The sequence below is a fragment of the Leuconostoc sp. BM2 genome (assembly GCF_002095565.1).
In the GTDB taxonomy this organism is placed as follows: domain Bacteria; phylum Bacillota; class Bacilli; order Lactobacillales; family Lactobacillaceae; genus Leuconostoc; species Leuconostoc falkenbergense.
On sequence record NZ_MOWQ01000015.1, the window covers coordinates 1 to 22,192 of the forward strand.

The 22,192-nt window shown below is 36.3% G+C and carries 20 protein-coding genes, 1 pseudogene and 1 other annotated feature; of the genes and pseudogenes, 20 read left to right on the forward strand and 1 reads right to left on the reverse strand.

Translation table 11 applies throughout. The features are described 5' to 3' along the window. The 17 genes and pseudogenes from BMG01_RS10935 to BMG01_RS05675 all read left to right on the forward strand — a co-directional run. A pseudogene (locus BMG01_RS10935) lies at positions 1 to 112 on the forward strand (IS30 family transposase); the annotation flags it as partial. 255 nt (positions 113 to 367) lie between these two features. Continuing rightward, positions 368 to 835: a hypothetical protein gene (locus BMG01_RS05600; protein WP_036068750.1), complete on the forward strand. Its 468-nt coding sequence runs from the start codon at positions 368 to 370 to the stop codon at positions 833 to 835. A 39-nt stretch (positions 836 to 874) separates the two neighbouring features. Then, positions 875 to 2,683: a GH25 family lysozyme gene (locus BMG01_RS05605; RefSeq protein ID WP_080539898.1), complete on the forward strand. Its 1,809-nt coding sequence runs from the start codon at positions 875 to 877 to the stop codon at positions 2,681 to 2,683. Between the two features lie 188 nt (positions 2,684 to 2,871). Next, positions 2,872 to 3,852, forward strand: a complete 981-nt coding sequence (locus BMG01_RS05610; protein ID WP_036068748.1) for an ABC transporter ATP-binding protein — start codon at positions 2,872 to 2,874, stop codon at positions 3,850 to 3,852. 7 nt (positions 3,853 to 3,859) lie between these two features. Next, complete coding sequence (locus tag BMG01_RS05615) at positions 3,860 to 4,687, forward strand: ABC transporter permease (protein ID WP_036068746.1); 828 nt, start codon at positions 3,860 to 3,862, stop codon at positions 4,685 to 4,687. Positions 4,688 to 4,699: 12 nt separating this feature from the next. Then, on the forward strand, positions 4,700 to 5,824 hold the full coding sequence (locus BMG01_RS05620; protein WP_036068744.1) for a glycosyltransferase family 2 protein: 1,125 nt from the start codon (positions 4,700 to 4,702) through the stop codon (positions 5,822 to 5,824). 99 nt (positions 5,825 to 5,923) lie between these two features. Next, positions 5,924 to 6,538 (forward strand): sugar transferase, encoded by a 615-nt coding sequence (locus BMG01_RS05625; RefSeq protein ID WP_036068743.1) that lies wholly within the window; start codon positions 5,924 to 5,926, stop codon positions 6,536 to 6,538. Then, on the forward strand, positions 6,538 to 7,305 hold the full coding sequence (locus BMG01_RS05630) for a DUF4422 domain-containing protein (protein ID WP_188356827.1): 768 nt from the start codon (positions 6,538 to 6,540) through the stop codon (positions 7,303 to 7,305). Before BMG01_RS05625 ends, BMG01_RS05630 begins: the two co-directional genes overlap by 1 nt. Beyond that, positions 7,305 to 8,495, forward strand: coding sequence for a UDP-galactopyranose mutase (glf, locus tag BMG01_RS05635; protein ID WP_036068740.1), 1,191 nt, complete (start codon positions 7,305 to 7,307; stop codon positions 8,493 to 8,495). Before BMG01_RS05630 ends, glf begins: the two co-directional genes overlap by 1 nt. 44 nt (positions 8,496 to 8,539) lie before the next feature. Beyond that, complete coding sequence (locus BMG01_RS05640) at positions 8,540 to 9,499, forward strand: glycosyltransferase family 2 protein (protein WP_036068739.1); 960 nt, start codon at positions 8,540 to 8,542, stop codon at positions 9,497 to 9,499. A 10-nt stretch (positions 9,500 to 9,509) separates the two neighbouring features. Beyond that, positions 9,510 to 10,463 (forward strand): glycosyltransferase family 2 protein, encoded by a 954-nt coding sequence (locus BMG01_RS05645; RefSeq protein WP_036068737.1) that lies wholly within the window; start codon positions 9,510 to 9,512, stop codon positions 10,461 to 10,463. Next, complete coding sequence (locus BMG01_RS05650) at positions 10,450 to 12,363, forward strand: DUF6020 family protein (protein ID WP_036068735.1); 1,914 nt, start codon at positions 10,450 to 10,452, stop codon at positions 12,361 to 12,363. The genes BMG01_RS05645 and BMG01_RS05650 overlap by 14 nt, the downstream gene beginning before the upstream one ends. Continuing rightward, positions 12,347 to 14,134 (forward strand): hypothetical protein, encoded by a 1,788-nt coding sequence (locus BMG01_RS05655; RefSeq protein ID WP_036068733.1) that lies wholly within the window; start codon positions 12,347 to 12,349, stop codon positions 14,132 to 14,134. Before BMG01_RS05650 ends, BMG01_RS05655 begins: the two co-directional genes overlap by 17 nt. A 163-nt stretch (positions 14,135 to 14,297) precedes the next feature. Further along, a complete protein-coding gene (locus tag BMG01_RS05660; RefSeq protein ID WP_233127274.1) occupies positions 14,298 to 16,106 on the forward strand; it encodes an LTA synthase family protein in 1,809 nt (602 codons plus the stop codon). A gap of 1 nt (position 16,107) precedes the next feature. After that, positions 16,108 to 16,983, forward strand: coding sequence for a hypothetical protein (locus tag BMG01_RS05665; protein ID WP_036068730.1), 876 nt, complete (start codon positions 16,108 to 16,110; stop codon positions 16,981 to 16,983). Between the two features lie 9 nt (positions 16,984 to 16,992). Next, a complete protein-coding gene (locus BMG01_RS05670) occupies positions 16,993 to 17,901 on the forward strand; it encodes a glycosyltransferase family 2 protein (RefSeq protein WP_036068728.1) in 909 nt (302 codons plus the stop codon). Positions 17,902 to 17,916: 15 nt separating this feature from the next. Continuing rightward, positions 17,917 to 18,333 carry a GtrA family protein gene (locus tag BMG01_RS05675; protein ID WP_036068727.1) on the forward strand — a complete coding sequence of 139 codons (417 nt, stop codon included), beginning with the start codon at positions 17,917 to 17,919 and terminating at the stop codon, positions 18,331 to 18,333. A gap of 9 nt (positions 18,334 to 18,342) precedes the next feature. Here BMG01_RS05675 and BMG01_RS05680 read toward each other — a convergent pair whose 3' ends face one another. Beyond that, positions 18,343 to 18,795, reverse strand: coding sequence for a flavodoxin (locus BMG01_RS05680; protein ID WP_036068725.1), 453 nt, complete (start codon positions 18,793 to 18,795; stop codon positions 18,343 to 18,345). A 266-nt stretch (positions 18,796 to 19,061) separates the two neighbouring features. Here BMG01_RS05680 and larD point away from each other — a divergent pair, with 266 nt between their 5' ends. The 3 genes from larD to hpt all read left to right on the forward strand — a co-directional run bounded on the left by larD (position 19,062) and on the right by hpt (position 21,848). Continuing rightward, a complete protein-coding gene (gene larD / locus BMG01_RS05685; RefSeq protein ID WP_004911774.1) occupies positions 19,062 to 19,781 on the forward strand; it encodes a D/L-lactic acid transporter LarD in 720 nt (239 codons plus the stop codon). Between the two features lie 211 nt (positions 19,782 to 19,992). Next, complete coding sequence (gene purB / locus BMG01_RS05690) at positions 19,993 to 21,288, forward strand: adenylosuccinate lyase (RefSeq protein ID WP_036068723.1); 1,296 nt, start codon at positions 19,993 to 19,995, stop codon at positions 21,286 to 21,288. Further along, positions 21,285 to 21,848: a hypoxanthine phosphoribosyltransferase gene (gene hpt / locus BMG01_RS05695; RefSeq protein ID WP_004911768.1), complete on the forward strand. Its 564-nt coding sequence runs from the start codon at positions 21,285 to 21,287 to the stop codon at positions 21,846 to 21,848. The genes purB and hpt overlap by 4 nt, the downstream gene beginning before the upstream one ends. A gap of 57 nt (positions 21,849 to 21,905) precedes the next feature. After that, positions 21,906 to 22,153 (forward strand) — a binding site (T-box leader). Positions 22,154 to 22,192 lie beyond the last annotated feature (39 nt).

A 22,192-nucleotide genomic window follows, 5' to 3' on the forward strand; every position in this document is an offset into this window, starting at 1 on the left:
TAGCGCCAAAGAATTAGATCAAATTAATCATTGGATCAATGCGAGACCAATGAAAACACTCAACTGGCAATCACCACGAAAGGTTTTTCAGCAGTTTGCAGTGTTCGGTTAATTCTTGCAATCTACCTAATGTAAATAATTGACAGCTCGTAAGTTTGATACTTGCGGGCTTTTTTTGAATATAGCAGTGCTGATTAAATAATTTTCCTCATTTTTTGTCTTTAAAATGAGATTAAATGATGTTTGTTTTCCATGTATAATAATATTTGTGTGCCGAATTTGAAGAGGATAGCTTTGTGTCAGTTGACATGTGATAAAATATTACAGTATATTGTCATTATATTTAGTGTTATGAATAGGAGAAATTATGAAGAAAACAGCTATCATTACTTTTATTGTTGCTGTCGTTTTAATTACTATTACTTTGCTTGGGAACGCCACTAATCATAAAAAAGTGGTTGATTCGACGTCACAGTCCTCTAAAAGCAAAATATCAGCGACTAAAAAACAATCTACAACATCCAAGTCTCAATCTAGTTCGTTAATATCATCATCTTCTGCTGCAATTGATCAATCTGTAAATGACGACAATTCTTCTTCCTCAACGTCAAGCTCGGTAGCAAATGATCCAAACACAGCAAGTTATAATCCTAACAAAACAGCTCAAGGTAAAGAAGTTACTGCTGAAATGATTACTAAAGTTCGTCAAGAACTGATTCATGCTGGATTGCCTGCCGACAAATGGGCACCAAGTGACATCAAAAAAATTATCACAGAATCATCGCAACAAAATATGTCAGTCATTGATTATGCCAAAGCTAATTATCACCAATAATATGTACGGAACAGATCAAAGTTTAAGGAGCAAATATCTATGAGAAAATCACCTATCATCGTTGGTATTATTGTGGCGATTGCAACAGCATTATCATTCAAGTCAAATTTAGCTTATGCTGCTGATGGCATTCCAGCTATCACTGCTGGGACGTCAGGACTACCAAGAATGGACGTTGTGGACGTTTCATCTAACAACGGTAATATTTCTGTCGCTTCGTTTAAAAAAATGCATCAATATGGTGTCAACGCTGTGATTGTCAAGTTGACGGAAGCAACATCTTATCGCAATCCGTATGCTGCAACTCAAATTGCTAATGCAAAAGCAGCCGGTCTGAGGATTGGTGCTTACCATTATTCTTGGTATACGTCACAATCAAGTGCGCAATCTGAAGCAAAGTATTTTACTAATTATGCTAAATCTTTGAAATTGTCATCTGATACCTTAATGGTTGATGATTTGGAAGACACCTACACGATGACGAACAACGTGACTAGCAATGCTAAGGCATTCAATACACAATTAAAAGCAGCTGGATTTTCTAACACGTCGCTATATACAGGACTGTACTATAAAAACACAACCGGACTGAATTTTTCGTACATAGGAAACGGTAGAGCATGGATAGCACAATATCCTTTCACGCCAAGTAGTAATTCATTGTGGAACACGACATATGGCATGTGGCAGTGGAACAGCAATACAAGTTTTCCAGGTGTCAGCGGTACGTTCGATGTTTCGATTGATTATACGAATTTGATCAAACAATCAGCTAAGTATAAGGTTGGAGATGTTGTTAGAATTGCAAGTAATGCTTGGTCAGAGACCAATGGTTATACATTAGTAAATCGCCAAAACTGGATTGGAACAGTTGTTTCGGCTAAACCAAATATATATGGCAATTCAGCATGGGAGTATGATATTCAGTATCCAAATGGGGCACACAGTGTACACGTCGCTGAGCAAGATGTGACCACGATTCCAGCCGCAAAATATACGGTGGGGCAAACAGTTAGAATTGCAAGTAATGCTTGGTCAGAAACTAATGGCTATACATTAGTAAATCGCCAAAACTGGATTGGAACAGTGATATCAGCAAAACCAAAAGCTCATGCAAATTCAGCGTGGGAGTATGACATTCAGTATTCAAACGGTGTGCACAGTGTACACGTCGCTGAGCAAGATGTGACCACGATTCCAGCCGCAAAATATACAGTAGGTCAAACAGTTAAAATTGCAAGTAATGCTTGGTCAGAGACTAATGGCTATACACTGGTTAATCGCCAAAATTGGGTCGGTACGGTAATATCAGCGAAACCAAAAGCACATGCAAATTCAGCGTGGGAGTATGACATTCAGTATTCAAACGGTGTGCACAGTGTACACGTCGCTGAGCAAGATGTGACCACGATTCCAGCCGCAAAATATACGGTGGGGCAAACAGTTAGAATTGCAAGTAATGCTTGGTCAGAAACTAATGGCTATACACTGGTCAATCGCCGCAACTGGGTCGGTACGGTAATATCAGCAAAACCAAAAGCACATGCAAATTCAGCGTGGGAGTATGATATTCAGTATCCAAACGGTGTGCATAGTGTACACGTCGCTGAGCAAGATGTGACCACGATTCCAGCAGCGCGATATACTGTTGGCCAAACAGTTAGAATTGCAAGTAATGCTTGGTCAGAAACTAATGGCTATACACTGGTCAATCGTCGCAACTGGGTAGGGACAGTAATATCAGCAAAACCAAAAGCCCATGGCAATTCCGCATGGGAGTACGATATTCGTTATTCTAATGGCGTACACAGTGTACACGTAGCCGAACAAGATTTAATTAAAAAATAAAAAATACAACGATATAAATGATAATATTCAGAATGGCGTAATCGATTAAATGATTAATAGATTATGCCATTTAACTTGTATGAAATTATATAGTTTATCTATTATTATTGTTGGCACTCAGACTTTTATGAGAGAATATGGTAATATAATACTATGTGGTTTTCACTCTCACCACAATTAGGATAATTATGGATAATACAAAAAAACAATATATGGTTAGCGCCAGATCAATTACTAAAAATTTTCAATTATATGCTAACCAATCAGAAAAGCTAAAATCAACTTTTTTAGGAAACACTGCAGATGCTAATTTTTGGGCATTACGTGGACTGTCATTTGATGTTGAGCCAGGTGACGTTGTGGGTATTGTTGGCACCAATGGTTCCGGTAAATCCACTTTGCTAAATATTTTAAGTGGTGTCATTCCACAGACATCTGGTACTTTGGAACTAAACGGTAGCATTGGTGTTGTAGCTATCAATGAAGGCCTGAATTGGGATCTTACTGGGCGTGAGAATATTCGTTTGAAACAACTGATGATGGGGAAAACGAATAAAGAAATCGATGAGGCAATGCCTGATATTATTGAATTTTCAGAGCTTGGTGAATTTATTGATCAACCGGTTAAAGATTATTCCAACGGTATGCGAGCCAAATTGGGATTTTCGATTGTAACACATAACGATCCTGATATTTTGATCGTTGATGAGGCTTTGTCAGTTGGTGATTCTAATTTTTCAAACAAAGCACTTAGTAAAATACGCGAGTTTATTGCCGAAAAAAAGACAATTTTTTTTGTGTCTCATGACTTAGAACAGGTTCGTGAATTTACTAATAAAGTCATGTGGATTCAGTATGGCGAATTGCGTGATTTTGGCCCAATGCAACAAGTTACTGATGAATATGAAGCGTTTGTCAAAAAGTTAAACGCGATGTCTGATGAGGAACGTGATAATTTTGTGTCTGATCAAAAGCATAACCAACAAATTTTTACGTTAGCGCAATTGCAAGATAAATTATCATTGAATGGTCATAACAAAGAAGATGTTGAAGCCAGAACTGCGATCAGAAGTTTTCAAGGCTTTAAGGCGCTACCGCTCTATTCTGCCTTAGTAGTTTTGTTTGGTTTAATGGCACTAGTTGTATATAACTATTTGTTGAAGGGATGATAGCACAATGTGGATAATGATCAAATCAATATTTAGTTTAGTTGTTGAACAGGTTAACTACTTAGGTATGGCCATTCGGTTAGCAATTTATGACACCAAGGCTAACAATGCGCACAAATACCTGGGTAATTTTTGGGAAATTTTGGACCCTTTATTTCAAGTTTTAACTTATGCGATTATTTTTGGTGGCGGATTTCGGCAATCAGCGCCTGTTGAGGGGACACCCTATTTTGTGTGGATGTCAGTTGGATTTTCTGCTTGGTATTTAGTAAACCAAGGATTTAGTGACACTATCCGTTCTATTCAGACACAAATTTTTATGGTGAAAAACGTTAAATTTCCGGTTTCTGTGTTGCCAACAATTCGTGTTTTACAGGTCTTTCCTGCAGTTTGTTCAATTTCAATTGTTGCATTTATCAGTATGGCTTTGACAGGACATTTTCATGTCTCTATCTACTGGATTCAAATCATCTATTATATGTTTGCTGCACTGGTGATGTTGTTTTTCTTGGGAATCTTTAGTGCAACAATTAATATCTTAATTCCGGATTACGATTTAGCAATTCGACAAGTGCTGCGTTTGCTTTTCTTCGTTTCAGGAATTTTATTCGAACCTGCAAAAGGTAATGCATTTAATTCATTAATTTATTACATTTCTCGTGTTAATCCGTTCTATTATATTGTTAATGGTTGGCGTGATACATTTCTGTTCGATCGATGGTTTTGGAATTCACCACTGCAATTAACAATGTTTTGGTTAGAAATTGGTATATTTGCTATAATAGGTACCCATCTGTACTTGAAGTTCAAAGATCAATTAATTGATTTTATTTAAAATGGAGATATTATGACTGGTAAAAAAGTGTCGGCAGCGATTGTTACATACAATCGACTAGATTTGCTGAAAGAATCGTTGGGTGCCGTATTAGGACAAACAAAGTATTTAAATCATGCTATTGTAATTAATAACAAATCTAATGACGGGACAAAAGAGTATTTATCATCTTTAACAGATGAACGACTCGTTGTTTTCAATTCGGAAGACAATTTAGGTGGCGCTGGTGGATTTAATCAAGCTGTACGTCTTTTCGCTGAAAAAACAGACGATGATTACGTTTGGCTGATGGATGATGATACAATTGTGCAACCTGATGCGCTTGAACACTTGGTGGATTTTGCTGAAGAACATGATCATGTTGGATTCGTGAACTCCCAGGTTCGTTGGGGCAGCCTTGAGGGAAATCCCTCATGGATGAATGTACCAGCACCACGTGGCTTTACATGGCAAATGTATATGACGCCGAAAAATCCAGCTGTCGAGGTTGTCAATTCAACATTCGTTTCGGTAATGTTTTCTCGCAAAATGGTAGCAATGATTGGATTGCCACAAAAAGAATACTTTATTTGGGGCGATGATATGGAATATACTAATCGCATCGCCGATGTTGATCGTGGTTACACAGTTTTAAACTCAATTGCCGTTCACAAATCAAAAGAAAACTCAATGCCTGGTGATATTGTGAAAGAAAAAGATGAATCACGTCTTTGGCGTTACGACTTTGAATTTAGAAATCGTGTGCTGACGGCAAGACGCATTTCAAAGCATGAATACATGCACACAGTTATCAATGGTTTTAGATTTGATTTAAGATTTGTGTTGTTTAATAAGAACGTTAAGTTTCGATTTACCAAAGCAAAAATGATTATTCGTGGTATTTTCAAGGGAATGTTCTTTAATCCAGAAATTGAGTACGCAGATGGTCTTACGAGAGTACCAAAACGATCAATTAATGCGCTATTTAAAGCGCGCTATCTTGCTATGCCGAAAGAAACTTTTACTCTTGATGATGATATGAAAGTAATTAATGAGGCAAGTATTGAAGACTATCAGGGTTATACGGTTGCGGCAGATAATTTTATTTTGAAACAAAAAGCTGATTCCTTGAACAAATCAGCTTCATTGTTTAAATAGTTCTGAAAGTAAAAAAATTAAGCGTAATTTGTATTCTTGTTAAAAATGTCAACATTTTTAATTTAGAGAAGAAGGGGGCAGACTGTGGCTAATAGAAGTATGGGTTACACTATTTCTAAAAAAATATTAGATTTGTCAGTGTCTTCATTTGCTTTGGTGTTTTTGTCACCACTTTTTCTGATTATTGCGGTTGTCATTAAATTTGATAAAAAAACGAGTCGTGTTCTTTATCAGCAAGAGCGCGTTGGCAAATTTGGAAAAAAGTTTAAAATTTATAAATTTCAAACGATGGTTGATAATGCTGAATTAATTCTAGAGCAAGACGCAAAGTTGCATGCGGAATTTATTAGCAACGGTTATAAATTAGCGACTCGTGAGGATCCTAGAATCACAAAGTTTGGCGTTTTTTTGAGAAAAACATCACTTGACGAATTACCTCAGTTTTGGAATGTGTTAATCGGTGAGATGAGTATTATTGGACCACGGCCTGTCGTTGAAGACGAATTGCAAGAATATGGCGATCAGGTTGACAAGTTTTTGTCGGTGACCCCGGGAATTTTTGGCCTTTGGCAGGCAAGTGGAAGAAGTAATATAGTGTACCCAGAACGGGCGCATATAGAATTAGAGTATGTGGATAAGGCTAACTTAAAGTTTGATTTTTACGTTTTGTTTAAGAATATTATTGCAGTATTTAAGCAGGATGGTGCATTTTGATGATATATATCGCGACACACAAAAAATATGTGATGCCCCCATTTGATGGCTATCAACCCATTCTTGTTGGCGCGGCACGTCACTCTGAATTGCCAAGTGGCTATATGTCAGATGCAACTGGTAAAAACATATCTCTGAAAAATAGTAATTTTAGTGAAGTAACAGCCCTCTACTGGATCCGATATAATACTGATGATGAAGTTGTCGGTTTAATGCATTATAGAAGGTATTTGGGGTTAAAAAAAAGTCATAGACTTGAAGATATTCTTCAGAATCAGCAAATAAATCATTTGTTAAGCAAATATGATATTATTTTGCCTAAGAAAAGAAATTATATCATTGAAAATCAAAAAGACCATTATTTGCATGCCCATTCGACAGAACCATATGTTATCATGAAACAGGTGATTGCAACGAAATACGTTGAATATTTACCAGCATTTGAGCAGATGGAAAGTTCTACATCGGCACATCTATTCAATATGTTTATTATGCCAAGGAATTTGTTTGATGATTATGCTGATTTTTTGTTCGGTGTCCTTGAAGAAGTTGAGAAAAACATCGATATTGAAAAACTTGAAGGACAAGAAGCAAGGGTTTATGGTTTCTTGGCAGAGCGATTGATGGATACTTGGGTAAATACAAAAAGACTATCCGTGGCTGAATGTCCTGTGATAGGACTTGAACGGACAAATTGGTTGGATAAAGGGTATAATTTTCTTAAGCGGAAGTTTTTTCCAAAATCAAAAAAAAAGGTACATTTCTAATGACAAAAAAATATAATACAAAGAATTATGATTATCTTGTAGTTGGTGCTGGGCCGTTTGGTATGATTTTTGCATACGAGGCAGCTAAGCGAGGCAAGAAATCGCTAATTGTGGAGAAACGTCCATATATTGGTGGCAATATGCATACGCATACTGAACACGGTATTACAGTGCATGACTTTGGCGCACACATTTTCCACACTGATAACAAGGAAGTATGGGATTATATTCGTCAATTTGCTTCTTTCAATGGTTATCAAAACCAAGTTGTCGCAAATTACAAAGGCACATTGTATAATCTTCCCTTCAATATGAATACTTTCTACCAGATGTGGGGAACGAAAACACCTGACGAAGCACACGCAAAAATTGAAGAACAAAAGAATGCGGCCTTGAAGGATTTGGGTGATCGACAACCTCGTAACTTAGAAGAACAAGCAATTAGCTTAATTGGTACAGATATTTATAATAAGTTGATTAAAGGTTATACAGAAAAACAATGGGGTCGTAAAGCAACAGAATTACCCGCTTTCATTATTAAGCGATTGCCAGTGCGCTTTATCTATGATAACAATTATTTCAACCACCGTTATCAAGGAATTCCAGTAGGCGGTTATACACAGATTTTTGAGCGCATGTTGGAGCAGTCAAATGGATTGGTCGACGTTTTAACTGACACAGATTTCTTTGATGACAAAGAAACATTACTATCAGAATTTCCTCGTGTGTTATACACGGGTATGATTGATCAGTTCTTTGATTATAAGTTTGGTGAATTGGAATATAGATCTTTGCGATTTGAGCATGAGGTGATTGATTCAGACAACTATCAAGGTAATTCAGTAATCAATTATACTGACGCTGAGACGCCATATACACGTGTTATGGAATGGAAACATTTTGATGGATTAGCCGATGAGGGTAAGACAATTATCACTAAAGAATACCCACAAGAGTGGGATCGATCAAAAGAGGCATATTATCCTGTCAATAATGATGAGAATACACGAATTTACAAGGCTTACGCCAAAGAAGCACGTGACAATCATCCAGAAATTATTTTTGGTGGTCGCTTAGGCAAATACCGTTACTTTGATATGGATCAAGTATTTAATGATGCTTTTAATACTGTCCGCCAAGAATTTGATATCAATCAAGATTTTAATTTTGCTCACGATGAAGTTAAATAAACATGCCCGTTAGGGCGTACATAATATGAAGTGGGGGAATATTAATGGGAGTTCAGACAAATAATCAAATAGTTGAATTTGACAACATTTTGTCCCTAGTTGTGCCTGTACATAACGAAGAGGAAACAATCAAAATATTTTACAATACAATCAGAGATATTGCTCCTAAAATAAGCGCGGTAATTCACTTTCACTTTATTGATGATGGTTCAACTGATAAGACGCTCGATTTGTTACGACAATTAGCTCAGCAAGATAACAATGTTCACTATATTAGCTTTTCACGTAATTTTGGTAAAGAAGCTGGACTTTATGCCGGTCTACAACAAGCTGATGGTGATTATGTGGCTGTAATGGATGTTGATTTACAAGATCCTCCCGAACTCCTGCCTGAAATGTTAAAAGAAGTACAGAGTGGTGACTGGGATGCGGTTGGCACGAGGCGAGTAGATCGTAAAGGTGAAGCCAGGATACGTTCTTGGTTTTCAACACAGTTTTACAAATGGATGAACAAAATCAGCCAAACGCAATTGGTGGATGGTGCACGAGACTATCGTGTTATGACACGACAAATGGTTGATGCTATATTGTCGTTATCTGAAAATCAACGTTTTAGTAAGGGAATTTTTACTTGGGTAGGTTTTAAGACTAAGTATATTCCGTTTGAAAACCGAGAACGTGTCGCTGGGCAGACTTCATGGTCGTTCTGGTCACTCAGTAAGTATGCAGTTGAAGGAATTGTGTCCTTTTCTACGGTTCCTCTAACAATCATTACCTTACTAGGTATTATTTCCTTTGGCATATCAATTTTAAGTGCAATCTTTATTGTTTTCCGTGCTTTGGTTCATAATAATAGTGTTGACGGATGGCCGTCTATGGTAACTATAATTTTATTTATTGGTGGCATTCAACTTCTAAGTTTAGGTGTTATTGGCAGATATATGGCCGCAGTATTTTTAGAGACAAAGAGGCGACCCATTTTCATTAAGAAAGAAGAGATTTAAGGATAAAAATATGGATAAATTAGCTGTACTGATACCCGCATTTAATGAAAGTCAAACAATTACTAAAGTTGTACGGGATGTAATTGAAATCACTAAAGACATTACCGGAACCGTTGTTTATGTTTATGATAATAATTCGCAAGATAACACAGCTGAACTAGCGGCGGAAGCTGGAGCAGTGGTGCGTCACGAATATGCACAAGGTAAGGGTGCTGTTATCAGGAGAATGTTCCGTGAAATTGATGCTGAGGTATATATTATGATTGATGCAGATGATACATACCCAGTTCAGGCAATTCCTGATATGTATCATAAGGTTTTAGACAAGAAAGTCGATATGGTTGTTGGTGATAGATTATCGTCAACATATTTTGAGGAAAATACTAGACCTTTTCATAATATTGGCAATACTTTAGTTCGTGGATTAATCAATACGCTATTCAAAACAAATATTAAAGATATCTTAACTGGGTATAGGGCGTTTAGCTATCAATTTGTAAAAACATTTCCAGTATTATCTAGAGGATTTGAAATTGAAACCGAGATGTCCATTCATGCCACTGAATTTAAAATGCTTGTTGAAAATCAAGTTATTGAATATCGTGATAGGCCAGAAGGTTCGGAATCAAAATTGGACACGTATGGAGATGGATTGAGAGTTATTTCAACTGTTATTAATCTTTACCGTATTTATCATCCCTTTGCATTTTTTGGCACATTTGCTGGAATTGTATCTGTTGTCTCAGCTTTACTGTTTATCTCCCGAGTGTTTTTCCCTTTTTATCATACAGGTAGAGTTGATAACATGCCTACATTAGTTGTGAGCTTGATATTATTTAGTGTGGCGGTAACCGCATTCTTTGCGGGTGCAATTTTAAATGCCATTCAATCCAGTAATAAACGCAATTTTGAGTTGAATTTGATAAACGCTGACGAAAAAAATAAAAATCATGCAAATAATTAAAAAACTTGGCAATTATACATTCATTTTATTGAGTTATGTAGCAATAGGTGTAACATACCCGGCAACATTCACTGAGGGGGACTTAATTAGTCGAATTAGTGCTCGATTTGAAGCAACCGCGAATGAAAGTTTATTAGCTCTTTTAGTTGTTGTTTTACTATTAGTTTTCCAGTTTAAATATAAGTATAATGTTCTTAAACTAATTTATTGGCCATACTGGATGTTTGGTGTTATAACATCAGTCATTTATGTTTTAACCTTGTCAGTGTATCAAGTTCCGTCGAATAATTTAAATTATGTTGCTAATTTAACAGGTAAAGCCAATTTGTTAATAACGTTTGTAGCGATAGTTGGATTCATGTTTATTTTCACTAATTTGGCAGTCTTTTTAGGAGAAGTGGTAAAAAAGATCAATGTGAATGCTTGGCGGAGTAATTATTGGGCAATCGTTATTGCACTATGTTTAGCTTGGGTTGCTCAAATTTTTCCACTGTTTCCAGGAATGGTATCATGGGATGGTTATCGACAGTTTTTAGAATATTTTCACACACATATTGCTGAATTGAATTTTACATATTATCCCACGGGACACCATCCTTGGTCGGCAACATTGATTTTTGGATTTCTTTTTTCTGTTGGCAGAAAAATTGGTGGAGTAAATGCAGGTTTGTTTTTGATTGTTGTAGTACAGATAATTACTTCCTCACTAATATATGCCAAAGTAATCTATTTTCTTGGCAAAAATTGGGGGAAAAGTGCTGCAATAACTAGCTTGTTATTTTATGCTTCACCTTTTGTGGCTTTCTGGCAAGTTACTATTGAAAAGACACCTTTGTTTTTAGCATTTGTAACATGGTTTGTGCTTTGTTATGCTCGTATTCTCTTAAATGATTCTAAAAAAGATTTGTACATACAGTTAATTGCTTCAGGTATATTAATGACTATGTTTAGAAATGACGGTGCTTATGTTGTAATTATTTCTTTAATCGCATTGATTGTTGTTCGATTTATTCAACAAAAGAAGTCTCCCAAAAAAATAATGTTAGGATCTTTTGTATTTTTAGCAATTTATGTGGGGTGGAATAAGATAGCGCTACCTTCAATGAATGTCGTTCCAGGTTCCACGGCTGAAGTACTGACACTACCAATGCGTCAACTATCAGCTGTTGTGATCAACCATCCAGAATCTTTCAGTAATAATGATTTGGCAATCGTCAATAAAATAACACCCATAAAGAAAATTGCGAGAAACTTTAATGTCAATCACGCTGATGATTTGAAATCATTATATCCTGTTGATACATTTCTGCGCAGTTCTTATGAAATTAAACAAGTTGAGTTAGGTAGACTAAAAAAACAAACAACGCCAAACATAAAAAAAGCAACAAAACAGTATCTTGTTGTTTGGTTTAAACAATTCTGGAAACATCCAAAAGAGTACTTTGTGACTTTCTTTGCGGCAGATAGTCAGTTCTTAAATCCGCTGATAGATAATAATCCAGGATCTCGTGGCATTATGTACGGTAATGATTACATGAAGAAAAATGTATTTCTGCAGCCTAGTTGGTATCATGAGGTACATTATTGGTTTTCCGAAAAAACTAGAAAATATATCACATGGCCGAATATTTTATTCACATTACCAATAGTTAGGACAATTGTTCAACCGGCTTTTGCACTATGGATAATAATTTTTTCGTTAGCGTATTGTTTGTACAAAAAAAGTTATTCTATGATAATGTGCATTCCAGTTGGTTTACTTGCCGTTGTGCCACTGTTATCTCCCGTTAATGGTATGGAAAGATACATGCTACCTGCAATATATGTTCTTCCTCTGTTGCTGGTAGTTATCGTCAACGTTAGTCGTACACGGGAGGATGAACATGAAAAGAGCATATAGAGAAGGTGCGGCAGTTCTCGGCCTATTATTTATTACTGTACTTATATTTAATACATTGTTTTTTGAACCAATCCGGTTGCCGTGGGATGCATATTATCATTTATCACGTATTGAAAATTTAAGACAATCATGGATTGCATTCCTCTATCCACAAAACTTTACTTCTTTGGGTCAATATGGATTAGCGACTAATATTTTTTATCCCGGCTTGACGTTGCAATTAATTCAAAATGTGATATTGCATGTTGATTCAGCTATATTGGCGTTCAAAATCAGTATGATTCTTACTACTTGGCTGTCGGGGTTATCTGTTTATATTGTACTCCGCAAGTATAGCAACTTCTCTAGAATGATAGTATTTGTTATTAGTATTTTGTGGCTTACCACCATTGGAGTAACAGCATTATCACCAGGTAATCTAGCTGAATCGACGGCCTATATTGGTATTCCATGGCTAGTTTGTGGCCTATATTTGGGCACAAGACAATCAAATTCTAATATTCGGAAAAGTGTAACTTACATAATATTTGGATTAAGCATTGCAGCGTATTCTCATGTTATGACTTTCTTAATTTTAAGTATTTTGACGGCAGTGTATTTTATTTGTTTAGTTATTTTGGATGATGATAAGTTGCGAGTCATCAAAATTGCTGTTTTGGGTGGAATTGGGACTACCGTCTCAACGTTAGCAGTTGTTCTTCCTATTGTGATTATTCAACTATCAAACAACGTTACAAAACCAGTGGTGAATCATGATGTTTTTGCAAATAATGTAAAAGACATTAGTATGTTATTATTAAATCCTAGTAGTAATCCAGACATATGGCTACCACTGTTTTTTATAGTAATAGTAACAATAGTTGGACTTAAAAAGCCAACAATGGGTATAATATTGGGATTAATCGTTATGTTGTTAGGAACCAACGTTTTTCCCTGGACTTATTACTTGCAAAATACACCAATAGCTACTATACAGTTTGCAACTCGTTTGATTAAACCAGGAATAGCAGTGGCATTAATGTTTTCTTTTTTCAATTTATCAGTAAGTGAATTGACTATGGATAGTCGTAATAAAGCTGAAAAAGGGTTAATAATTTTTACTGTATTAGTTGGTTTGATTATGATGGGAACGATCAAAAATAATTGGTTTCCAAATCATAACTCAAAAGAATGGTCAGCGCAGCAGATAAAAAAATATACAGAGTATCATGATGCCCAGCATGATGGCTATGGCTACTCTATGGATATGACCTTTAACAACCAGATAAGCAATAGCACAGACTTTTGGTATCTTAAAAATTACACTGATTATATTCCAGAATCTGCATTATCACACACTGACAAAATGAGTACATTTATTGGATCAGATAGTGAGGGACTGCTGCTTACTAAACATCAGATTATTGATAGTGACGGTAAGAAATTTAATACCAGTGATTATCACGCGAGCCTTAAAACCGTGATAATGAAGAATAATACCACTATTTCTTCAAAACGCATTATTGAATTGCCAATTGTTGCATATAAAAAATTGCATTTAGAAGTTAAAATTAATGGTAAAATTCATGAAACCTTTATAAAAGATGGAAAAATTGCCCTAAAACTTCATGACACGCTTTATAAAAAATCTGTCATAAGTGTTGAACAAAAAATTCCATTATGGATAGTTATTTGCAATATGATTTCACTGGTATCACTTTTGTTTTTATGTATTTTTCCAAAAAAACTGCTCAAATTAAAATACAACAATTTTCAATCATTTAAGGTATAATGGAACTTAGATTATTTGGGGGAATAGCGGTAAACGCTATTCCCTTTTGGATTGGAAAAGTATGATGAAAATATATCGAAAAATCTGTAAGTTTTTAAAAATAAATTTTTTATTTCTCTGGGTATCAATTTTAGCTTTATATTTTATTCAGATTGGCGTGATGATGTCGGATCCCACATATGGCACTGGTAACTGGGGTACTAACGCGTGGGCCAATGGTATTAAATTTGTCATTAATGAGACAACCGTTGCGGGAACAAATGTGCTTTTTATTATGATTTTGTTGTGGTTGGTGACTATTATTACTAATCGCATTCCAGTCACATTAATATTGGCATCCGTTGTTACCGCGATTGCAGCAATTGCAGAATTTCAAGTGATTAATGTCAGACAAGAAGCTATCACTGAAGCAAGTTTACAAGAAATTACGGCTTTCAAAGATTTACTTGGTATGCTCGATATTAAGCTAGTTGTTGGTGCCGCAATCCTCTTGATTGTTATAGCTGTATTGTTATTTATTATATATAGACGAAGTCGGTGGGTAGTATTCAGATCCATTAGATGGCGTGCGGTATTGCTTGTTTTGAGTGTGTTAGTTATTATGCCTTTTTTTTCAATCAATTCTGAAAAATATGAGGATTCATTTGTTAAATTAGGTGATGTCCCTAAAGTGTGGGACTCATTATTTGATGCTGCATCAAATGGTGGTATCATGGCTTTATTAAATTCACGAACCACTGACGCAATGGTTGAGCCAAAAAATTATAGTCAACAGGCTATGAAAAATCTAGTTACTAAATACACTAAGCAAGCATCGTTAATCAATCAAACACGGAAAAATACTAATTTTAAGAATCAGACGGTTATTTATACTTTAAGTGAGTCTCTCACTAAGCCTAGTTATGTACCGGGATTAACGATAAGTGATGACCCGTTACCTAATATCGACAACATTATGGATAACACGAGCTCTGGTCATATGGTTTCTTCAGGGTATGGCGGTGGCACTGCAGGCATTGAATATTCAACGCTTACAGGATTTAATATAACTTCTTATAGACCTACGGTTACAATGCCTTATTCACAACTGACGAGCAGTATCAATGAAAAATCAACCATTACAGGACAATTTGATAATAAAATTGTGGTTCACCCATATGTAGGTTCCTTTTATAATCGACGTGCTGTGTATAAAAATATGGGAATAAATTATTTTTATACAACAGATAGTACTGTACCAGTTAAATATCAAAAGACAATTGATGGTGATTCACATATCAGTGATGAATCTGCCTATAAAAATGTTCTAAGTAAAATTAGTAAAAAGAATAATAGTCAGTTTATTCAATTGCTAACAATGCAAAATCACACGCCCTGGACTTTTGAAGGGCGAGATTATAATATGATTGAACCAACTAATTCAAATGCTGATGAAAATACAATTGAATCCTATTTGCAAGGGCTTCATTATACTGATGAGGCAACTCAAACGTTTTTGGATAAGTTGAATGATTTAAGTCGTCCGATTACATTGGTTTGGTATGGGGATCATTGGCCAGGAATATTTAACTTTGTCAATACGACTACGGACGCCTTATCAGCACACTCAACACCCTACTTTATTTGGCAGAATAACGCCGCAAAGAAGGCAAATGGGACCGTTAATGTCTCGGCCAACTATGCTGACCCATCTGACTTTACGGCTATGATGATGAAGATGAATGGTATGAAAGTTGATGCCTATTGGGCACTGAAAACAGAGATGTTAGAAAAAGTGCCAACAATCAACAACTACACACGTGACGATAAAGGAAAGTTAACATTTCTTGATCAACGGGGTAATAAAATTGACGAAAAGTCGTTAACCAAAGAGCAACGAGAAATTGTTAACGACTTTAAATTAGTACAATATGACATTACAACGGGTAAAAGTTATCTGCTCAAAACTAATTTTTTCCAGAAAGTGAAATAACATGGCGACGAAGAAATATTTAAGTGCATTTTTGATGTCACTAGTAGCACTGGTGGGTGTGCTTTATTTGACTAAAGTGCAAGGCGATTTGCATGCACATTTTGGTGCCGGAAAACTTGTTAGCTATTTTGCATGGCCACTACTTTTGGTTGGAGTCAACAAATTGCTAAAAATTGAAAAGCGTAAAACGGGGACACTATTTGAAGTTTATTTACTGATATCGACATTTTTTGCCTTTTTAGGTTTTATAACTGTGTTAGAAGTTATAAAAATCTCGGCGCCATTTCAATTTTCAATGGGAAATTGGTGGGACGCCATTACAGCAGGAGCCATAGGTAATGAAGGAAATATGAAGACCCCATTAGGTGATATTTGGACGAATTACCGAGTTGGCTGGTTTTTGATGATGGCGCCGATCGCCATTAAACTTTCTGATTATATTGATCACAAAATTACAACGAAATGGGTACGGATTTTAGTTGCAATTATTTTGATGATTTTACCACAGTATATTAGTCGCATTATTGATTTACCATTTAGTCTTAATGCTGCCATGCTTGGTGCAGGGCTAGTATCAATCACTAGTTTAATTACCATAGATTCAAAAAAGTGGCGTCTATTATGGATTGGTTTTGGTGCCGCCGTTGTGATTATTGCTGCTAAAATTAGTGGTGTGTACTTTAGTTACGGTAACGCAGAAAATATATTTGTTACAATCATTGGTTTGATCACTGCAATAAAACTCATAGAATTTTTATTAGATTTTGTATTAGTTCGTGTACAATGGAAACAGTCGAGATTTTCATTACTTGCAATTATATTGTTTTTATTGTCAGTAGTCATTTTATTAGCAAACTTAACTGTTGTATTAAACTAAGAGGAATATATGAATCAAAAGGTCAGTGCGGTAATTGTAACTTTCAATCGGCTTACGTTGTTGAAAGAAGTAATTGAAAGTTTGAAGCAGCAAGAAACTACGATATCACATCTTATCGTAGTGGATAACGCCAGTGAATCAGATACACAATCTTATTTGGAATCATTGGGCAGTCAAATTGAGTACGTTCGTTTACCAAATAATATTGGTGGTGCAGGGGGGTTCAATGCAGGAATACGTTACTTTATGGCGCATACTAGTGACGACTTTGTATGGTTAATGGATGATGACACAGTGCCACAAAGTGATACATTATCCCAATTACTTGCGTTTTCTAATGTTAAAAAAAATTTTGGATTTTTGGCTAGTGATGTACGATGGACTGATGGTCATCGCGCCCTTATGAATCGGCCAGCCCCAATGAATCGGCTTAAAAAAGTACCTGAAGATTTAACTGAACCGATACAAGTACAAAATGCAACTTTTGTTTCCTTATTGATGAGAAGGTCTGTTGTTAAACAAATTGGCTTACCAATTACCGATTTTTTTATTTGGGGTGATGATATTGAGTATACTGAGAGGGCTGCCCGTGTAGCACCTGGATATTTTGTACCCAGCGCGAAAGTGGTTCATAAAATGGCTACAAATGTCGGTAGCAGTTTATTAAATGATGTGTCGGAACGAACACCTAGATATTTTTATTCTTATAGAAACAAAGTTTATTATGCTAGGAAAAGAGACAGTTATCGAAAATATCGCGCGTTTTTGCGTATATTTTTGGAATATTTACAAATCAAGTTTTCTAGAACTGAAAGAAAGCAAGAAAAATTATCAACTCTTAAACGTGGTGTATCAGCTGGAAAATCTTTTAATCCGAACATAGAGTTTGCGGATGATTTTAATGACAACCACCATTAACATCAAGGAACTATCATGGAAAAAATAAAAAAACTACTCATACAGTATCAAGTTGCCATTTTATATTTGATTTTTGGTGTTTTGACGACAATTGTCAACATTGTTGTTTTTGCACTCTGTTACAAAATCTGGCACGTTGATTATTCATTTTCTTACGTTGCTGCGTGGTTTTGGTCTGTATTATTTGCCTATTTGACGAATCGTAAATGGGTGTTTCACTCGACAGCTACCAATGTCAAATCAGTGATAAATGAGATTTGGCAATTTATTGTTGCCAGAATTGTCACAGCACTACTAGGTTATGCTATTTTGTCTTTCGGTGTTGTGGTGCTCAAACAGGACGCGCAAATTTGGAATGTGATTCAAAATATATTTGTGATTGTAACTAACTTTGTACTAAGCAAACTAGTGATATTTAAAAAGAAGGCGTAAGCCTTCTTTTTAGTGTCTTTCATTAGCAACCTGAATTAGATCTGATACAAACTTATTTAAAATAACGACATCATCAGCATCAGGACTAAGGTTAATCTTAACGCCCTCAGCTCCTTTAATACCGCCTGTCTTCGCAAATTGTGCTTCAAATTTTGGAACAGCCAAGCCAAAATCACTGAGATAATAAGTGTCACCAGAGCCAGCCACGCCATATACAACACCTGTTAAATCGTCATGAGCAAGGTCTTCAAAAAAGTCTAGACCTTCATCTGGAAGTGAACCCTTATCATACGTATACGGGACAACGATGGCGATGTCAACATTTTCTAATTCATCAGCCTCAGTTTGGCTAATTTCTGTTTTTTTGACTGATACGTTTGCTGCGACTAAAGCGTCAACGATGACATCAGCGACTTGTTCATTGTTACCCGTGATAGTTGCATACACAACTTGTGCATTCATTTAAAAATCCTCAATTCATTATCTTCAATACTATTATAACGATTTATTGACACATTGTACAGCATTCGTTTGTGCAAAATGTAACGAATTGTGACGGTTTCTTGACAAAACAACAAAAACGCTTTACTTAGTGGGTTAGTGGCCTTATTATATTAAGAGTATTCGAAATAAAAACCGCAATACAATGCAAATTTTCAACTGCCACTTGCGTGAATTAGTTGTTTTATCACAAGCATAATAACTAGCACGCCAATAGGAGATTAAAAATGATACATCAGTTGTTGGCTGAATTCATGGGTACAGCACTCATGATAATTTTTGGGGTTGGCGTTCACGCCGACGAAGTGTTGAACCGTACAAAATATCACGGTTCTGGGCATATTTTTTCGATTACAACTTGGGGATTCGGTATTGCCATGGTGTTGTTCATCTTTGGAGATGTCTATATCAATCCGGCGATGGCTTTGGCACAGTATGTTTTGGGGAACATTGATTTACCTTATTTTATAATTGTCAGCTTTGTAGAAATTTTTGGGGCTATTATAGGGTCGTTGATTGTATACGTTATGTATGCTGATCAATTTAAATTATCAGAAAAAGATATTGATCCAGTTATTGTCCGTAATATCTTTTCGACAGCGCCAGCCATTCGTAATTTGCCACGTAATTTTTTTGTTGAAGCATTTGCAACTTTCATCTTTCTAACCGGTATTTTATCCATTTCTGCTCATGCGGGTGATGTACCAGGCATGGTGCCATTAGGTGTTGGTTTTCTTGTTTGGGCAGTCGGTATGGGATTAGGTGGTACAACCGGATTTGCAATGAATCAAGCACGAGATATGGGACCAAGAATCGCATATACAATTATTCCATGGCAAAAACGGACTACGAGTGATTTTAAATATGGTTTGCTCGTTCCAGGTATTGCACCATTTATTGGCGCCATTTTTGCGGCGCTATTTGCTAAATTCTATCTTGGAATTTAAGCGCTTTAAATCCTAACGTTCGTTTTTGTTTCTCATAAATCAGCTTTTGTTCGGAATAACCGAACTTTTTTTTGTTTTGTGAGAGAAGGTTAATATGATTACGAACGCATTGACTATAATAACTGGTAAACTAGATAGTGGAGATAGTTAGTCATTTTCCATTAAGACAATTGCGGATATTGTCTAAATTCACTTTAAAAGGACAGAAATTATGCTTGAACGATATTCACGACCAGAGTTGCGCACAATTTGGTCATTGCAAAATCAATACCAAACATGGCTTGATGTAGAAATTGCAGTTGATGCGGGTTGGGTTGCAGAAGGACATATACCAGCTGATGATCTGGCTAAAATACGCGCTAATGCGACTTTTGATGTTGACCGTATTGCCGAAATTGAATTGTCTACGCGCCATGATGTAGTGGCATTTACGCGTAATGTGTCTGAATCATTAGGTGATGAACGGAAGTGGATTCATTATGGTTTGACTTCAACAGACGTTGTTGATACTGCGCAAGCCTTACGATTGCGTCAAGCAAATGACATCATTAAACAAGATCTAAACGAATGGCGCGAAGCCATTAAAGTCCTGGCATTAAAATACAAAGATACAGTCATGATGGGACGTACTCATGGGGTCCATGCTGAACCCACAACATTTGGTTTGAAAATGGCTCGCTTTTACGCTTCAGCAACACGGGCCATAGAGCGTTTTGAGCGTGTGGCGAAAGAAGTTGAAACTGGTAAATTATCTGGCGCAGTTGGTACTTTTGCTAATGTACCACCACGAGTTGAAGAAGTGGCGATGGCTGAATTAGGTTTAACCCCACAACCAATCGGTTCACAAGTCCTGCCAAGAGACTTGCATGCCGATTATATCCAGACAATCGCTTTGATTGGCACACAAATGGAAGAGCTTGCCACTGAAATCCGGTCATTACAACGTTCAGAAATTCATGAAGTCGAAGAAGGTTTTGCTAAGGGTCAAAAAGGGTCCTCGGCTATGCCACATAAACGTAATCCAATCGGGGATGAAAATATTACCGGATTAGCTCGCGTATTGCGTGGTTACGCAGTAACAGCGCTGGAAAATGTGACATTGTGGCATGAGCGTGATATTTCACATTCATCTGCGGAACGTATTATTTTGGCTGATGCAACTGCTCTCATTGATTATATGCTGCACCGCCACACTGGTATCTTAACTAATCTTGGTGTTTTCCCAGATACAATGCGTAAGAATATGGATCGCACGTATGGCTTAATTTATTCGCAAAGATTGCTATTGAGCTTAATTGATGCGGGGCTTTCACGTGAGCAAGCCTATGATACTGTACAGCCATTGACAGCACGTTCATGGGATGAGCAACTCATGTTCCGTGATTTAGTTGACGCTGATTCGACTATTCAGGCTAATTTAACGCCTGCACAAATTGATGATGCGTTCGATTATCACTACCATTTGCGTCATGTGGACGAGATTTTTAAGAGAGTAGGCTTAGCATGAACAACTTAATTAGTCATCCAGCGATAAAAAAAGTGCTTTTAACTGAAACGGACATACAGGCACAAGTTCAGCGCGTTGCCAATGAATTAACAGAAAAGTTTCAAGATAATGAACAACGCCCAGTATTTATAGCTGCTTTGAAAGGGGGAGTTATTTTCGCCACAGACTTGTTGCGGAAAATGCCCCTTGATGTGGACTTTGACTTTATTGATGTTAAAAGTTATAGTGGCTCTGCTTCCACTGGTCAAGTTAAAGTCGTGCATGATGTGAATATGGATTTAGCCGGACGTGACGTGGTTGTCATAGACGACATTATTGACACAGGTCGTACGATGCAATGGCTTAGTGATTATTTCGCTCTTAAAGGTGCCAAATCAGTCACTACTGTTGCCTTAGCTGATAAACGTGAAGCCCGAGTCGTTGATTTTGATGTTGACAACTACGGTCTCATTGTACCCAATGAATTCGTTGTCGGCTACGGTATGGATTATAATAATTATTTCAGAAATTTGCCAGTCATTGCCGTTATTGATTTTGACAAATTGAATTTAATTGGTTGATAAAAAAATTATAAAGTAAGTGTTGTTATTATTTTATCATTTGTGTATAATATAAATAAGATTTCAGTGAAAGAAAGAGTACATTACTTTTTAATGATATAGAAAGCGCTAGTTGATGAGAAAGCGTCATTAAAAGTATTGGAAAGTAGTTCTGGAGAGAATCAGTGGTTTGGATAATGAAGCATTGATCGGTCACGACCGTTATATCGTATGGCTATCGGCATTGCGCCCGTAGTTAAGATAGAGATAGCTAGTTTAGTTTTGCTAGTTAAACGACGGTGGTACCGCGAGAATTCGCCCGTTAATTGTTTTGATAACAATTAGCGGTTTTTTTATTGGAAAAA

Bases quoted from the DNA above. Each gene is read 5' to 3' on its own strand.
- BMG01_RS05655 (WP_036068733.1), top strand. From the start codon at position 12,347: ATGAAAAGAGCATATAGAGAAGGTGCGGCAGTTCTCGGCCTATTATTT.
- BMG01_RS05665 (WP_036068730.1), top strand. From the start codon at position 16,108: ATGGCGACGAAGAAATATTTAAGTGCATTTTTGATGTCACTAGTAGCA.
- BMG01_RS05645 (WP_036068737.1), top strand. From the start codon at position 9,510: ATGGATAAATTAGCTGTACTGATACCCGCATTTAATGAAAGTCAAACA.
- hpt (WP_004911768.1), top strand. From the start codon at position 21,285: ATGAACAACTTAATTAGTCATCCAGCGATAAAAAAAGTGCTTTTAACT.
- BMG01_RS05605 (WP_080539898.1), top strand. From the start codon at position 875: ATGAGAAAATCACCTATCATCGTTGGTATTATTGTGGCGATTGCAACA.
- BMG01_RS05660 (WP_233127274.1), top strand. From the start codon at position 14,298: ATGTCGGATCCCACATATGGCACTGGTAACTGGGGTACTAACGCGTGG.
- BMG01_RS05630 (WP_188356827.1), top strand. From the start codon at position 6,538: ATGATATATATCGCGACACACAAAAAATATGTGATGCCCCCATTTGAT.
- BMG01_RS05640 (WP_036068739.1), top strand. From the start codon at position 8,540: ATGGGAGTTCAGACAAATAATCAAATAGTTGAATTTGACAACATTTTG.
- BMG01_RS05615 (WP_036068746.1), top strand. From the start codon at position 3,860: ATGTGGATAATGATCAAATCAATATTTAGTTTAGTTGTTGAACAGGTT.
- BMG01_RS05650 (WP_036068735.1), top strand. From the start codon at position 10,450: ATGCAAATAATTAAAAAACTTGGCAATTATACATTCATTTTATTGAGT.
- BMG01_RS05600 (WP_036068750.1), top strand. From the start codon at position 368: ATGAAGAAAACAGCTATCATTACTTTTATTGTTGCTGTCGTTTTAATT.
- BMG01_RS05610 (WP_036068748.1), top strand. From the start codon at position 2,872: ATGGATAATACAAAAAAACAATATATGGTTAGCGCCAGATCAATTACT.
- BMG01_RS05675 (WP_036068727.1), top strand. From the start codon at position 17,917: ATGGAAAAAATAAAAAAACTACTCATACAGTATCAAGTTGCCATTTTA.
- glf (WP_036068740.1), top strand. From the start codon at position 7,305: ATGACAAAAAAATATAATACAAAGAATTATGATTATCTTGTAGTTGGT.
- BMG01_RS05680 (WP_036068725.1), bottom strand. From the start codon at position 18,795: ATGAATGCACAAGTTGTGTATGCAACTATCACGGGTAACAATGAACAA.
- BMG01_RS05625 (WP_036068743.1), top strand. From the start codon at position 5,924: ATGGGTTACACTATTTCTAAAAAAATATTAGATTTGTCAGTGTCTTCA.
- larD (WP_004911774.1), top strand. From the start codon at position 19,062: ATGATACATCAGTTGTTGGCTGAATTCATGGGTACAGCACTCATGATA.
- BMG01_RS05670 (WP_036068728.1), top strand. From the start codon at position 16,993: ATGAATCAAAAGGTCAGTGCGGTAATTGTAACTTTCAATCGGCTTACG.
- BMG01_RS05620 (WP_036068744.1), top strand. From the start codon at position 4,700: ATGACTGGTAAAAAAGTGTCGGCAGCGATTGTTACATACAATCGACTA.
- purB (WP_036068723.1), top strand. From the start codon at position 19,993: ATGCTTGAACGATATTCACGACCAGAGTTGCGCACAATTTGGTCATTG.